Origin of the sequence: Kitasatospora sp. Root107 (genome assembly GCF_001424875.1) — a bacterium.
Taxonomy (GTDB): Bacteria; Actinomycetota; Actinomycetes; order Streptomycetales; family Streptomycetaceae; genus Kitasatospora.
In genome coordinates this window covers 62,173-76,544 of the sequence record NZ_LMCT01000003.1, presented here as the reverse complement: position 1 = coordinate 76,544, position 14,372 = coordinate 62,173, and the positions used below count along the sequence as shown (strand labels likewise).

The 14,372-nt window shown below is 70.7% G+C and carries 14 protein-coding genes; 7 read left to right on the top strand and 7 right to left on the bottom strand.

Annotated features, from left to right (window positions below):
• The first annotated feature begins 193 nt into the window (after positions 1 to 193).
• The 6 genes from ASC99_RS04890 (at position 194) to pknB (ending at position 8,363) form a co-directional block, all read left to right on the top strand.
• Positions 194 to 1,072 carry a DUF3662 and FHA domain-containing protein gene (locus ASC99_RS04890; protein ID WP_057228642.1) on the top strand — a complete coding sequence of 293 codons (879 nt, stop codon included), beginning with the start codon at positions 194 to 196 and terminating at the stop codon, positions 1,070 to 1,072.
• A gap of 11 nt (positions 1,073 to 1,083) precedes the next feature.
• Positions 1,084 to 1,608, top strand: a complete 525-nt coding sequence (locus tag ASC99_RS04885; RefSeq protein ID WP_057228640.1) for an FHA domain-containing protein — start codon at positions 1,084 to 1,086, stop codon at positions 1,606 to 1,608.
• Positions 1,609 to 1,658: 50 nt separating this feature from the next.
• Positions 1,659 to 3,035 (top strand): PP2C family serine/threonine-protein phosphatase, encoded by a 1,377-nt coding sequence (locus ASC99_RS04880; RefSeq protein ID WP_057228638.1) that lies wholly within the window; start codon positions 1,659 to 1,661, stop codon positions 3,033 to 3,035.
• Between the two features lie 64 nt (positions 3,036 to 3,099).
• Entirely contained in the window at positions 3,100 to 4,554 is a 1,455-nt protein-coding gene (locus ASC99_RS04875) for an FtsW/RodA/SpoVE family cell cycle protein (RefSeq protein ID WP_057228746.1), read from the top strand.
• A complete protein-coding gene (locus ASC99_RS04870; protein ID WP_057228636.1) occupies positions 4,551 to 6,014 on the top strand; it encodes a penicillin-binding protein 2 in 1,464 nt (487 codons plus the stop codon). Before ASC99_RS04875 ends, ASC99_RS04870 begins: the two co-directional genes overlap by 4 nt.
• A 288-nt stretch (positions 6,015 to 6,302) precedes the next feature.
• Entirely contained in the window at positions 6,303 to 8,363 is a 2,061-nt protein-coding gene (pknB, locus tag ASC99_RS04865; protein ID WP_057228633.1) for a Stk1 family PASTA domain-containing Ser/Thr kinase, read from the top strand.
• Positions 8,364 to 8,410: 47 nt separating this feature from the next.
• Here the strand turns inward: pknB and ASC99_RS04860 are convergent, their stop codons facing one another.
• The 6 genes from ASC99_RS04860 to ASC99_RS04840 all read right to left on the bottom strand — a co-directional run bounded on the left by ASC99_RS04860 (position 8,411) and on the right by ASC99_RS04840 (position 12,559).
• Positions 8,411 to 9,043 (bottom strand): hypothetical protein, encoded by a 633-nt coding sequence (locus tag ASC99_RS04860; RefSeq protein ID WP_057228631.1) that lies wholly within the window; start codon positions 9,041 to 9,043, stop codon positions 8,411 to 8,413.
• A 140-nt stretch (positions 9,044 to 9,183) separates the two neighbouring features.
• Positions 9,184 to 9,939 carry a class E sortase gene (locus ASC99_RS04855; protein ID WP_082598091.1) on the bottom strand — a complete coding sequence of 252 codons (756 nt, stop codon included), beginning with the start codon at positions 9,937 to 9,939 and terminating at the stop codon, positions 9,184 to 9,186.
• 28 nt (positions 9,940 to 9,967) lie between these two features.
• On the bottom strand, positions 9,968 to 10,918 hold the full coding sequence (locus tag ASC99_RS04850; protein WP_057228629.1) for a class E sortase: 951 nt from the start codon (positions 10,916 to 10,918) through the stop codon (positions 9,968 to 9,970).
• Positions 10,919 to 10,921: 3 nt separating this feature from the next.
• Positions 10,922 to 11,584, bottom strand: coding sequence for an aminodeoxychorismate/anthranilate synthase component II (locus tag ASC99_RS04845; RefSeq protein ID WP_057228628.1), 663 nt, complete (start codon positions 11,582 to 11,584; stop codon positions 10,922 to 10,924).
• Between the two features lie 53 nt (positions 11,585 to 11,637).
• Positions 11,638 to 11,811: a hypothetical protein gene (locus tag ASC99_RS39625; protein WP_200948275.1), complete on the bottom strand. Its 174-nt coding sequence runs from the start codon at positions 11,809 to 11,811 to the stop codon at positions 11,638 to 11,640.
• 70 nt (positions 11,812 to 11,881) lie between these two features.
• Positions 11,882 to 12,559 (bottom strand): DUF881 domain-containing protein, encoded by a 678-nt coding sequence (locus ASC99_RS04840; RefSeq protein ID WP_082598089.1) that lies wholly within the window; start codon positions 12,557 to 12,559, stop codon positions 11,882 to 11,884.
• A 294-nt stretch (positions 12,560 to 12,853) separates the two neighbouring features.
• Here ASC99_RS04840 and crgA point away from each other — a divergent pair, with 294 nt between their 5' ends.
• The gene (gene crgA / locus ASC99_RS04835) at positions 12,854 to 13,108 is read left to right on the top strand and encodes a cell division protein CrgA (RefSeq protein ID WP_057228623.1); all 255 of its coding nucleotides are present in this window, start codon (positions 12,854 to 12,856) and stop codon (positions 13,106 to 13,108) included.
• Positions 13,109 to 13,407: 299 nt separating this feature from the next.
• Here the strand turns inward: crgA and ASC99_RS04830 are convergent, their stop codons facing one another.
• Positions 13,408 to 14,286 (bottom strand): rhomboid family intramembrane serine protease, encoded by an 879-nt coding sequence (locus tag ASC99_RS04830; RefSeq protein WP_057228621.1) that lies wholly within the window; start codon positions 14,284 to 14,286, stop codon positions 13,408 to 13,410.
• Positions 14,287 to 14,372 lie beyond the last annotated feature (86 nt).

The window sequence follows — 14,372 nt, the reverse complement described above, 5'->3', positions numbered from 1 at the left end:
CAGCGGCCGGTCGGGTGCAGGCGAACGGGTGAGCGAGGGGTGAGCCCGGGGCGCCCCGGGTAGCCCTGGCTTGCGGCCCGCCGTACCCGGGGAACCGTACGGATGGCCCCGGCGTGGATACGATCAGCACGGAAGTACCGCTGGCGGACCCGAACAGCGGCCGGATCGAACGCCCTAGGAAGGGGGTGCCCCAGTGGGAGTACTGAAGAAGTTCGAGCAGCGACTCGAAGGCCTCGTGAACGGCACCTTCGCCAAGGTGTTCAAGTCCGAGGTCCAACCCGTGGAGATCGCGGGTGCGCTCCAGCGCGAGTGCGACAACAACGCCACCATCTGGAACCGCGACCGCACCGTGGTGCCGAACGACTTCATCGTCGAGCTCAGCCCGCACGACCACGAGCGGCTCAGCCCCTACTCGGGCCAGCTCGGCACCGAGCTGGCCGGGATGGTGCGCGAGTACGCCGAGGCACAGCGGTACAGCTTCATGGGACCGCTCCAGGTCAGCCTGGAGAAGGCCGACGACCTGGACACCGGGCTCTACCGGGTGCGCAGCCGCACGCTGGCCGCCGAGCAGCCGCCCGCGGCGCCGGCTCCGCCCGCCGCCGGCCCCGGCGCTCCGCCCGGGTACGGGCGTCCGCCGACGCCGCCGGCCCCCGGCGCACCGTGGCAGCAGCAGGGCGCGGCTCCGTACGGCGCGCCGCCGCCGCCCGCCGCACCCCCCTCGATGCCTCCGACGCCCCCTCAGCCGGGCGGCAATGTCCGCCCGTTCCCCGGGGCGGGCCACACCGGCGCCGCCACCCGGCGCTGGATCGAGGTCAACGGGCAGCGGCACCAGATCACCGGGAACGCCTGCGTGCTCGGCCGCTCCACCGAGGCCGACGTGCGGATCGACGACCCCGGGGTCTCCCGCAAGCACGCCGAGATCCGCCCGGGAACGCCCGCGATGGTGCTGGACCTCGGCTCGACCAACGGCATCGTGGTGGACGGACAGCACACCCAGCGCGCTACGCTCCGCGACGGCTCACGGATCGTCCTGGGCAGCACCACCATCGTCTACCGACAGGTCGAAGGGTAGAGCGGGCGGTTATGTCAGAACTGACCTTGACGGTCATGCGGCTGGGGTTCCTGGCCGTCTTGTGGCTTTTCGTCATCGTGGCCGTGCAGGTGATCCGCAGTGACCTGTTCGGCACCAAGGTGAACCAGCGCACCGCCCGCCGCGCGGCCGCCCCGGCGGCTGCCGGAGCAGGCCCCGGTGGGCCGGCCAGGCCGCCTCAGCAGGCTTCCGGGCCGCCCACCCAGGGCGGTCGCCGCCGTGGCGGGCCGACCCAACTCGTGGTCGTCCAGGGCTCGTTGGCGGGCACCACGGTGGCTCTGCAGGGCCAGACCATCACGCTGGGCCGGGCCCATGACTCCACGATCGTGCTCGACGACGACTACGCGTCCTCCCGTCATGCCAGGATCTACCCGGATCAGACTGGGCAGTGGACGGTCGAGGATCTAGGCTCCACCAACGGCACCTATCTGGACCGGCAGCGGCTCACCACGCCGACGCCGCTCCAGCCTGGCATGCCGATCCGAATCGGCAGGACCGTCATCGAACTGCGGAAGTAGCGGCGCATGAGGGACAGCACACCGTCCACCCGAAGGAGGGCTCGGACCGCATGAGTCTCGTGCTGCGCTTCGCCGCCGGATCCCACAAGGGGCTGATCCGGGAGGGGAACGAGGACTCCGGCTATGCCGGCCCGCGGCTGTTGGCGGTGGCCGACGGCATGGGCGGGGCGGCGGCCGGTGAGGTCGCCTCCTCCGAGGTGCTCGGTTCGATCGTCCGGCTGGACGAGGACGTACCCGGCGCCGACCTGCTCACCCTGCTCAACGACGCGGTGCACGGCGCCAACGAGCGGCTGCGTCAGATGGTCGACGAGGACCCGCAGCTCGAGGGCATGGGCTGCACCCTGACCGCGATGCTGTGGACCGGTCAGCGGATGGGCCTGGTGCACATCGGCGACTCCCGCGCGTACCTGCTGCGGGACGGTTCGCTCAGCCAGATCACCCAGGACCACACCTGGGTGCAGCGGCTGGTGGACGAGGGCCGGATCACCCCGGAGGAGGCCGAGACCCACCCGCAGCGCTCCCTGCTGATGCGCGCGCTGGACGGCCGCGGCCAGGTCGAGCCCGACCTGTCGATCCGTGAGGTCCGGGCCGGCGACCGCTACCTGATCTGTTCCGACGGCCTGTCAGGCCCGGTCAGCCACCAGACCCTGGAGGAGACGCTCGGGAGTTTCTACTCCCCCGAGCAGACCGTCCAGGAGCTGATCCAGCTGGCACTGCGCGGCGGCGGCCCGGACAACATCACCTGCGTGGTGGCGGACGTGCTCGATGTCGGCGCCACCGACCTGCTCAGCGGCGGCCTGGCCGACGTCCCGGTGGTGGTGGGCGCGGTGGCCGACACCCCGCCGGGCGCCACCGACCAGGCGATCCTGAACACCCCGGCCGGCCGCGCGGCCGGTCTGGGCCGGCCGGCCGCCCCGCAGGGCGCCTTCGGCCCGGCCGACGGCTACCAGCCCGGCTTCGGCCCCGCCGAGGGCTACCCCGCGCAGCAGGACTACGACGAGTACGAGGAGGAGCCGCGCCGCAAGCGCCGCTGGCTCAAGCTCTCGCTCGCCCTGCTGGTGCTGCTCGGGCTGCTCAGCGGCGCCGGGTACTTCGGCTGGCGCTGGACCCAGGGCCAGTACTACGTCGGCGCGGACGGCGACTCGGTCTCGGTCTACCGGGGCATCAACCAGAACCTGGCCGGCCTCGACCTCTCCTCGGTCTACCGTCAGCACAGCGAGGTCGAGCTGAAGTTCCTGCCCGCCTACCAGCGGACCCAGCTGACCAAGACCATCCAGGCCACCAGCCTGACCGACGCCGAGGACCAGGTGAAGCAGCTGGGCGAGCAGGTGGCCGTCTGCAAGAAGGTGGCGGCCACGCCGCCCGGCACCGCACCGACCCTGAACGAGCAGGAACAGAAGCTGGCCTCCTCCTGCCCGACCCAGTAGCGACACCGACCTCCAGCTGGTCCCACCGCCGTCGGGGAGCGGCCTTCCGTTGAGCACCTTTGACCTGAGCAGTAGTCAGACCGGTGGTGAGGAACCGCGCCGAAGGCGTCGGGAGAACACCACCATCACGCCCCAGGGCGCCCCCAACCGCCGCAACACCGAGCTGGTGCTGCTGGCCTTCGCGGTGGTGGTGCCGATGCTGGCGTACGCCAACGTGGGCCTGGCGATGGACGGCAAGCTGCCCTCCGGAATGCTCGCCTACGGGCTCGGCATGGGCGTGCTCGCCCTGGTCGCGCACCTGGTGCTGCGCCGGTTCGCGCCGTACGCGGACCCGCTGCTGCTGCCGTTGGCGACCCTGCTGAACGGCCTCGGGCTGGTGATGATCTGGCGGCTCGACAAGGCCGGCAGCCTGCTCAGGAACAACTTCGAGGCAGCCAGTAACCAGTTGATGTGGTCGGCGCTCGGGGTGGCGCTGTTCATCGGCGTGGTGCTGGTGCTCAAGGACCACCGGATCCTGCAGCGCTACACCTACATCTCGATGGTGGTGGCGCTGGTGCTGCTGGCCGCCCCGGCCTTCTTCCCGAGCCGGGCCGAGGACTTCGGCGCCAAGATCTGGATCCGGTTCGGCTCCTTCTCGATCCAGCCGGGCGAGTTCGCCAAGATCATCCTGACGGTGTTCTTCTCCGGCTACCTGATGGTCAAGCGGGACGCGCTGGCGCTGGCCAGCCGCCGCTTCATGGGGATGTACCTGCCGCGCGGGCGCGACCTGGGGCCGATCATCGTGGTCTGGCTGCTGTCGATCCTCATCCTGGTGTTCGAGACCGACCTCGGCTCCTCGTTCCTGTTCTTCGGCCTGTTCGTGGTGATGCTCTACGTCGCCACCGAGCGGACCAGCTGGATCGTCTTCGGCCTGCTGATGTCGATCAGCGGCGCGGCCCTGGTGGCCACCTCCGAGCCGCACGTGAAGACCCGGATCGACGCCTGGCTGGACCCGATGGCCGCGTTCGCCCCGAAGCCGCCGGCCAACTCCACCGAGCAGATCGGCCAGACCCTGATGGCCTTCGGCTCCGGCGGCACCACCGGCACCGGGCTGGGCCAGGGCCGGTCCTGGCTGATCCAGTTCGCCGCCAAGAGCGACTTCATCCTCGGCTCGTTCGGCGAGGAACTCGGCCTCACCGGGCTGATGGCGATCTTCCTGCTCTACGGGCTGATCGTGCAGCGCGGCCTGCGCACCGCGATCGCGGCCCGCGACCCGTTCGGCAAGCTGCTCGCGGTCGGCCTGTCCTCCGCCTTCGCCCTGCAGGTCTTCGTGGTGGCCGGCGGAGTCACCGGGCTGATCCCGCTGACCGGTATGACCATGCCGTTCCTGGCCCAGGGAGGCTCCTCGCTGGTGGCCAACTGGGCCCTGATCGCCATCCTGTTGAAGATCAGCGACAGCGCCCGCCGGCCGGCCGCCGAACCGGCTCCGACCACCACGGTGGACGGCGCGACCGAACAGACCAGGGGAGCCCTCGCGTGAACAAGCCGATCCGCCGGGTCTCGATCTTCTGTCTGGTGCTGGTGCTGGCCCTGATGGTCCGGGTCAACTGGGTCCAGGGCGTGCAGGCCGAGGCCTGGGCGAGCAACCCGCACAACGACCGGAACAAGTACGACCGGTACGCCTACCCGCGTGGCAACATCATCGTGGCGGGCGGCCAGCCGATCACCAGGTCCGACTTCGTCAACGGGTACCGCTACAAGTACAAGCGCGCCTGGGTGGACGGCCCGCTGTGGGCACCGGTCACCGGCTACTCCTCGCAGGCGTACACCACCAGCCAGCTGGAGTCGCTCTCCGACGGCATCCTGTCCGGCTCCGACTCCCGGCTGTTCTTCCGGAACACCCTGGACATGCTGACCGGCAAGGAGAAGCAGGGCGGCGACGTGGTCACCACCCTGAACGCCAAGGCGCAGAAGGCCGCGTACGACGCGCTCGGCAGCAAGAAGGGCGCGGCGGTCGCCATCGACCCGCGCACCGGAGCGATCCTCGCGCTGGTCTCCACCCCGTCCTACGACCCCGGTCGCTTCGCGGGCACCGGCGCGGAGGACGAAAAGGCCTGGAACGAGCTCAACGCCGACCCGAACAAGCCGATGCTCAACCGGGCGCTGCGTGAGACGTACCCGCCCGGCTCGACCTTCAAGCTGGTCACCGCCGCGGCCGCGTTCGAGAGCGGCCGCTACCAGAACATCGAGGACGTCACCGACACTCCGCAGCGCTACGTGCTGCCGAACACCAACGTCGAGCTGAAGAACGCCTCGGACGACGAGCCGTGCGCCAACGCCACCCTCAAGGTCGCGATGGACTACTCCTGCAACACCGTCTTCGGCAAGATCGGCGCCGATCTGGGCGGCGAGAAGATGCGCACGCAGGCCGAGCGGTTCGGCTTCAACAACCCCGGCATCAACGTGCCGATCCGCGCCTCCGAGTCGTTCTTCCCCTCGAAGTCCAGCGCCGACGGCACCGCGATGGACTCGATCGGCCAGCACGACACCCGGGCCACCCCGCTGCAGATGGCGATGGTCGCCGCGGCGATCGCCAACGACGGCCGGCTGATGGCGCCGTACATGGTGGACGAGGAGCGTGCGTCGAATCTCACCACCATCTCCAAGCACTCCGAGCGCCAGCTCAGCCAGGCGGTCAGCCCGGCCACCGCGCAGAAGCTCCAGCAGCTGATGGAGAGCGTGGTGCAGAACGGCACCGGCAAGAAGGCCCAGATCGACGGCCTGAAGGTCGGCGGCAAGACCGGTACCGCACAGCACGGCGAGAACAACGCCGGGCTGCCGTTCGCCTGGTTCATGTCCTACGCCAAGGCGCCCGACGGCCGGCAGGTCGCGGTCGCGGTGGTGGTCGAGGACGGCTCCAGCGAGCGGGACCAGATCAGCGGCGGCGGGCTGGCCGCCCCGATCGCCAAGGCCCTGATGAAGGCGGCACTGGACCGGTAGCGCCCGGCCGGATTGGCCACCCGGTTTCCGTACCGACCCGGTCGGTCCTTTGTCACAATGGGACCCGCCCGGTCGGTACCGGTCCGGTCTCAGCCTGCGGGCTGTTCCGGCCCCCTCAGGTTGGGCGGGTAGCGTATCCGCAAACAGCGGGTCCGCCCACCGCCGTCCACGGCTCCGGCCGTGGGGTCGACGTCACAGAACCGAGGTGACGGCGACAGCGTCCAACACAGCGTGCGGGGACCACCTACGTCACATCCTCACCAGCCGGTGGGGGAGAGGGTCGGAACTATGGAAGAGCCTCGTCGCCTCGGCGGCAGGTACGAGCTCGGTGGCGTCCTCGGGCGCGGCGGCATGGCCGAGGTGTACCTCGCCCATGACACCCGGCTCGGCCGCTCCGTCGCCGTGAAGACGCTCCGCGCCGACATGGCCCGCGACCCGTCGTTCCAGGCCCGGTTCCGCCGCGAGGCCCAGTCCGCGGCCTCGCTGAACCACCCCGCGATCGTCGCCGTGTACGACACCGGCGAGGACTACATCGACGGCATCTCCATCCCCTACATCGTGATGGAGTACGTCGAGGGATCCACGCTGCGCGAGCTGCTGCACTCCGGGCGGCGGCTGCTGCCCGAGCGCGCGCTCGAGATGACCATCGGCATCCTGCAGGCGCTGGAGTACTCCCACCGCGCCAACATCGTGCACCGCGACATCAAGCCCGCCAACGTGATGCTGACCCGGCAGGGCAACGTCAAGGTGATGGACTTCGGCATCGCCCGCGCGATGGGCGACGCCGGCATGACGATGACGCAGACCTCTGCCGTCATCGGCACCGCCCAGTACCTCTCCCCCGAGCAGGCCAAGGGCGAGACCGTGGACGCCCGGTCCGACATCTACTCGGCCGGCTGCCTGCTGTACGAGCTGCTCGCCGTACGCCCGCCGTTCGTCGGCGACTCCCCGGTCGCGGTCGCCTACCAGCACGTCCGCGAGGAGGCCCTGCCGCCCTCGACGTACGACCCCGAGCTGCGCCCCGAGATCGACGCGATCGTGCTCAAGGCCCTCACCAAGGACCGGGACTACCGGTACCAGAGCGCCGACGAGATGCGCGACGACATCGAACGCTTCCTGGACGGCCTGCCGGTCGCCGCCGCCCAGCAGGCCGCCGCGTACGGCACCGCCGGGTACGGCTACGACCAGCAGGGTTACCCGAACGCCCAGCACGACCCGTACGGGCAGACCAACCTGCTGCCCCAGCAGGGCGCGGCGGGCCCGACCACCATGCTGCCGCAGGTCGGCTCCCAGCAGCCGGGCTACGGCTACCAGGACGACGGCAACGGCGGAAACGGGAACGGCGGCTACGACGACTACGACCGCGGCCGCGGCCGGCAGCCGAAGAAGAGCAACAACACCTCCTGGGTGATCCTGGCGATCGCGGCGGTGCTGGTGCTGGTCGGCGCCTACTTCGTGGTCGACGCGATGACCAAGGGCGGCGGCGGTGGCGGCGGTTCCAAGGTCCTGGCCCCGAGCCTGGTCGGGCTGAGCCTGGACGACGCCAAGACCAAGGCGAAGAACACCAACGACAAGCTCGTGGTGGTCGCGGGCGCCGAGATCCCCTGCCCGGACGCCGCCGTGAAGAAGGGTCAGATCTGCACCCAGGACCCGGCGGCCAACACCCAGGTCGCCGCCGACACGCAGATCAAGGTCCAGGTCTCCACCGGCCCGGCCCAGGCCGACCTCCCCAGTGTGGTCGGCGACACCCTGGCCGTGGCCACGGAGAAGCTCGGCAAGCTCGGGTTCACCGTCAAGACCACCTACGAGGCGAACGACACCGTCGCCCCGGACAAGGTGATCTCGCAGAACCCGGCGGCCGGCAAGGCGGAGCCCAACTCTGCCATCACCCTGGTGGTCTCGCAGGGCCAGAGCAAGGTCAACGTCCCCGGCGTGGTCGGCCAGACCGACGCTGCCGCCCGGCAGGCCCTGGAGGCCGCGGGCTTCCAGGTCGAGGTCAGGACCACCCCGAGCACCGACCAGTCCAAGATCGGCCAGGTCTCCGCCCAGGACCCGAAGGCCAACACCAAGGCCGCCCCGAACAGCAAGGTCACACTGACCGTCTACAAGGCGGCGGACAAGGTCCAGGTCCCCGACCTCAAGGGCAAGACCGTCAAGGACGCCACCGCCGCACTCAAGGCCCAGGGCCTCGAGTGGAGCTTCACCGGAGCCGGCGGCGACACCGCCAACGTGGTCATGGACACCAGGCCGGGCCCCAACACCCTGGTGGACGCGGGCACCAGCATCCAGCTCTTCACCATGCCCCCCAAGCCCGGCGGGAGCACCTCCCCACCCGTCGGCAACAACTGACACACCGTGAGGGGCCGCCCGATGGGCGGCCCCTCCGTCGTTTCACCTCACCGCCGCCGGCGACGCCCTCCGTGCGGCGACGCGAGCATCGTGCACAGCAGGTCGACCCGCCCGCCGAGCGTCCGCACCTCGCTCCGGCAGTCGGCCATCCGGACGCTCAGCCCGGCTATCACCTCACGGTCGAACTGCGCCTGACGCAGCATCGCCAGGTTCAACTGGCGGATCTCGGCCAGCTCCCCGCGCAACTCGGCCACCGCCTGCCGCCAGTCACCGGAGTTGTCCACCGACCGGTCGGCCAGCTCCAGCAGCTCCCGGCGGACGGCCCTGGCCACGGCGCTCCCGCGCAGCAGCATGGCGACGTTGAGCACCGCCCTGCGGGGGAAAATCCCCAGGCCCACTCCCACGCCACTCAATTCCTTCAAGTTGAAGGAATTGAACTCCCGCAGGTCAGCGCCCTTGAGCACGCGGTAGCCGTGCTCCGTCAACTCCGCCCGGTGCCTCTGCACCAGGCTTTCCACAGCCTTGTCCCCAACCTCGAAGTAGTCGGCCACCATCCGCGCCGTCACGTGCACCCCATCCGGGAGCAGCAGCAGCGCCTTGACCCGACCGAGCACCTCGGTCCGCTCGACCATCCCGCCGCGCATCGTCCGGGACTCCAGCAACACCGCTTCACGGTCCATGGTTCTCACCTCGTTCGTCCGGCCCGGGCCCTGGTGGCCCGGTACCGCCCTACCAAACGAGGCGTTCTGACGGACCGTCACTGCTTCGGCGCAGCGCACGGGAGCGTGCCCCGAGCGCCCGTCAGGCGGAACGCACCAGGTCAGCGCAGCTCCGCCGGCGGCGTCCTGTTGGCGTCCACCGGGTCCACCCGGACCAGGGAGGCCCAGACCGCCATCCGGTAGCGGGAGGTGTAGACGGGGGTGCAGGTGGTCAGGGTGAGGTAGCGGCCGGGGCCGGTGTACGGGGAGCCCTTGGGGACGGGGGCGATGATGCCGGTGTCGTACTTGGAGGTCTGCGGGAGGGCGCCGTCGACCCGGTAGACGTACCACTGGTCCCGGGTCTCCACCACGACCGCGTCGCCCGTGCCGACCTTGTCCAGGTCGTGGAAGCGGGCCCCGTGCCCGTCCCGGTGGGCGGCCAGGGTGAAGTTTCCCTGGGCGTCCCAGGGCATCGCGGAACGGTAGGGACCCTCGTAGACCCCCGCCACACCCTCGTTGAGTATCGCCGGGTCGGTGCCCATCCGGATCAGCGTCTGGTTGCCCTTCCCGAAGGCGGGGACGTGCAGGAAGCCCATCCCGTCGCCGACCGCGTACACCGGCGGGGCCGCGGCCGCTGCGGCGCCGGGCACGGCCGGTGCGGACCAGGTGTCCCGCAGCCGGTCGGTCGCGGTGTCCGCCTGACGGTCCGCCACCACCCCGGTCCACCAGAGCGAGTAGCCGACGAACAGGGCCAGCACCAGCCCGGCGGTGATCAGCAGCTCGCCGACCACGCCGAGGACGGCTGCGGCCCGGCTGCGCCGCCGGGGCGCGGGGTCGGAGGCGGGGGCGGGGGCGGGGGCGGGGCCGTTCAGCTGGATCTGCACTGCGCGCCCCTCTGCCGGCCTGTCAGCCGTTCAGTGCGACGGGCTGTCCCTGGCTCCTCGGTCGTTCCTCGACCATCTTGCCAAAGACGATCAGTCTTCCCCTGGCACTGAACTCCGGCGTGCATGTCGTGAGGGTGATGTAGCGGCCCGCCTCCTTGAACGGCGAGCCCTTCGGCACCGGCTGGATCACCGAGACGTTCGACGGCGGGGTCTCCGGGATGCCGCCCGCCACCTGGTAGGTGAAGTACGAGGTCGCGGTCTCCACCACGATCTGGTCCCCGGGCACCAACTGACCGATCTGCCGGAACGGCTGACCGTGCGTCGTACGGTGCGCGGCGATCGCGAAGTTGCCGGCCTTGTCGGCGGGCATCGCGGTGCCGGTGTAGTGGCCGACCAGGCCCTTGTCGAGCACCTGCTGCTTGAGCGTGCCCTCGGCGATCGGGTACTTGAGGCCGAGCTTGGGGATGTGCAGGATCGCGAAGCCCTTCCCCGGCTCGAAGGCGGCCGGCGGGGGCGTGCTCGCGCCGGGCGCCGGGGTGGCGGCCGGGGCCTGCACCGCCTGGTTCCACTGCTCCTCCAGCCGGCTGCGGGTGCCGTCGGCGGCCGCGTCGGCCTGCACGTTGGTCCACCACAGCTGGTACGAGACGAACAGCAGCATCACCAGGCCGAGCGTGATGAACAGCTCGCCGACCACCCTGGCCGCCACCACCCGGCGCCGCTCCTTGGGCCGCCGGACGCCCGCACCCGCCCGCCCGGCGGCCCGGCGGCGGCCGCTGCCCGAGCTCAGCGCGGTGCTGCGGCGCCGGTCGGCCCGCCGTCCGGGCGGGGGCAGCACCTGGGACGGCACCACCCGCAGCTGCATGGTCCGGTCGTCCTGCCAGGGCTGGTCCTCGACCGGCTCGTAGACCCCCCAGTCACCCGCTCCGCCCGCCGCATCACCCTGCGCGCGCCCCTCCGGGCGTACCGCCGTCACAGCTCAGCCCCGGCCGATCACCGGGGCGAGCCCGGCCGAGCGGCCGACCGCCTCCGGGTAGCCGCACTCGGCCAGCCAGTTGGCGAGCATCCGGTGCCCGCCCTCGGTGAGCACCGACTCCGGGTGGAACTGCACGCCCTCGACCGGGAGCTCACGGTGCCTCAGACCCATGATGACGCCGCTCTCGGTCTCCGCGGTGACCTCGAGACCGGCCGGCACGGTGGCCGGCTCGACCGCGAGCGAGTGGTAGCGGGTCGCGATCAGCGGCGACGGCAGGCCGGCGAACACCCCGCCGTCCCGGTGGGTGACCGGCGAGACCTTGCCGTGCAGCAGCTCGGGCGCCCGGCCGACCACGGCCCCGTACGCCACCGCGATCGACTGCAGGCCCAGGCAGACGCCGAACAGCGGCAGCCCGATCCGGGCGCAGTGGTGCACCATCTCGATGCAGACCCCGGCCTCCTCGGGCGCCCCGGGGCCGGGGGAGAGCAGCACCCCGTCGAAGCCCAGCGCGCCGTCCCGGCGGACGGCGTGATCCACCGTCACCTCGTCGTTGCGGACCACCTCGCAGGTGGCGCCGAGCTGGTAGAGGTACTGGACCAGGTTGAAGACGAAGCTGTCGTAGTTGTCGACCACGAGAATCCGGGGCGGGTTGCCTGCGGCGGTCATCGGTGCGCTACTCCTGGGCTGGTACTGGTCGGGCCGGTGGATGGGGGCGCGGCTCAGCCGACGCCGCTGCCCTCGTCCACCGTGACGTCACCGAAGGGGAGCAGTGGTTCCGCCCACGGGAAGACGAACTGGAACAGGACGTAGACCGCTCCGAGCACCAGCAGCAGCGAAAGCACCGCGCGGACGAGAGCGTTCCCCGGCAGGTGCCGCCAGATCCAGCCGTACATCGTGCTCCTCGGAGTTCGGGTCGGGGTCAAGAGTAGACGGCGGCCCCCGCCGGCCAGTGGCGCTGTCGCCCTACTGACCGGAAGCCGTGCGCAGGTCGACCGTTCCGGTGTATCCGGGCACCGTGAGGTCGTTGCTCTCCTGGACCTTCCAGCCGAGGCCGTACGCCTCGACGTACTGGAGGTAGTTGGCGATGGTCGGGTCGGCGTTCACCGCGGACCGCAGCCGGTCGGTCTTCCCGACCGCCTTGATCACGTACGGCGGGGAGTAGACCCGCCCCTGCAGCAGCAGGGTGTTGCCGACGCAGCGGACCGCGCTGGTGGAGATCAGCCGCTGGTCCATCACCTGGATGCCCTCGGCGCCGCCCCGCCAGAGCGCGTTCACCACGGCCTGGATGTCCTGCTGATGGATCACCAGGTCGTTGACGCCGGGGGCCGGGATGCCGGGCAGCCGGGCGGTGGCGGTGGGGGGCGCGTCGTTGAGCGTGACGGTCAGCCCGGGGCCCTGGAGGGCCTGCAGACCGGCCTCCTGCTGGAGCACGGTCAGCCGGTCGACCTCGGCCGGGCTCTGGCCCCGCCCCTTGGCCAGCGCGTCCACCTGCCCCTGGAGGTCGCTGAGCTCGGCCTGGGCCTGCTGGTTCTGGGTGCTCCGCTGGCGTATCACGTCGCTGAGTCTGAGCAGCGAGTTGTCGGTCCGCAGATCGGTGCCTCGGGCGGTGTCCGCACTGATGTAGAACAGCAGACCGGCCATGCCGAACACGGCGCAGGTCAGGGCACGTCCGACAATTCGGGTGCGCGGAGCTCGCTCCGGCCCGGAACGGGAAGGAATCGTGGAATTCGGCACCGTACCCTTATCTCCTTACGACCCGGCGAGCCACTACGCTAACGGACGCCGGTGGCATGTGCGGAGCACCGGTCCGGTCCATGCTGCGGGTTTTCGGCCCGTGGACACCCGGACCGACCGTTCCCGTACTGCCCGGTCCCCACAGCCGCCCGCCCCCGCTGCACCCTGCGCGGTCACAGCGCATCGACAGGAGATCCCCTCGTGCCGAAGTCTCGACTCCGCAAGAAGTCCGACTACACCCCGCCGCCGTCCGGCACGACAGCGGTGAAGCTCAGTTCCGGCCGCAGCTGGGTGGCGCCCCTGATGCTCGCGCTGTTCCTGATCGGGCTGGTCTGGATCGTCACCTACTACGTGACGAGCGGCAGCTGGCCGATCCAGGACTGGGGCAACTGGAACATCCTGGCGGGCTTCGGCTTCATCGCGGCCGGCTTCGGCGTCTCCACGCAGTGGAAGTGACGCTCCCCCGCTGACTTCTCCCGAAGCACCGCTCCGGTCACCCGGAGCGGTGCTTCGGCGTGCCCGGAACGGGTCCTCCGGGTGATCGGACCATCGGGTTGTCCACACGGTTATCCACACTGGGGAAAAGTCGACCCGGCCTGTGGATAACTTTTCCGTTCGAACTCCGCAGCTTTCTCCGAATTCCGGGCGAATTACCAGCGGGACGCGCGTAGACCGAGGCCCTAGCAGTTCCCACTGACATCGGCCGTCCGTACCCCGGTACGGACTGTGGACAAACCCCCGCCCGGACTCGGGCATCAACCGTTCAGGCGAGCCGTCTGCAGCACCACGATCAGCACCGCCGCCGCCAACATGGCGGCCACCGTGAGGCCCTGCACCAGCCCACGCCGGGCCTGCGGGGCGTACATCAGGCCCGCTCCCGTGATCACCCCCGCGATCAACCCGCCGAGGTGCGCGCGCCAGTCGATCACGTCGCTCAGCGCGAAGGTGATCACCAGGTTGAAGACCAGCAGCGCGATCACCGGCCCGAGCGGCACCCGGCTGACCCGGTACAGCACCGCCGTGGCCCCCAGCAGCCCGAAGATCGCGCCCGAGGCACCGACCGAGTTCAGCTTCTCCCCGGCGAACAGGTACGAGAAGGCCCCGCCCATCAGCCCGGAGGCGAGGTAGAGACCGCCGAACCGCAGCCGCCCGAGCACCTGCTCCAGCTGCGGGCCCAGCACCCAGAGCGACACCATGTTCATCACCAGGTGCGCCACCCCGCTGTGCACGAACATCGCCGTCGCCAGCCGGTACCACTCGTCCGGACCGGCGGCCACCCCGTACACCTCGTACCAGTACGGCGGCACCACGCTCTGCAGCGCCAGTGTGTCCCGCCACTCCGGCCGGATGTACTCGGTCAGCACGAAGACCAGCAGGTTGAGCCCGATCAGCGTCTTGGTGACCAGCGCCCCGTCCGCCACCGGCAGCCCACCGAACCTGGTCCTGGCCTGCCGGACGCCCTGGACGCACTCCGGACAGTGGAAGCCCACCGAGGCGCTCACCATGCAGTCCGGGCAGATCGGCCGCCCACAGCGCCCGCAGGAGATGCCGGTCTCCCGCTCGGGGTGCCGGTAGCAGCCGGGCAGCTGGTGGCCGCCCTCGGCACCGGTCCTGGCCGGCTCGTCCGGAAGCATCTGCGGTCCCCTCCCTCATACGACTGGTCCCGGTGGCACCACCGCGTAGCGGGGCACCACCGGGACCGTAAGGCTACTGCCGGCGG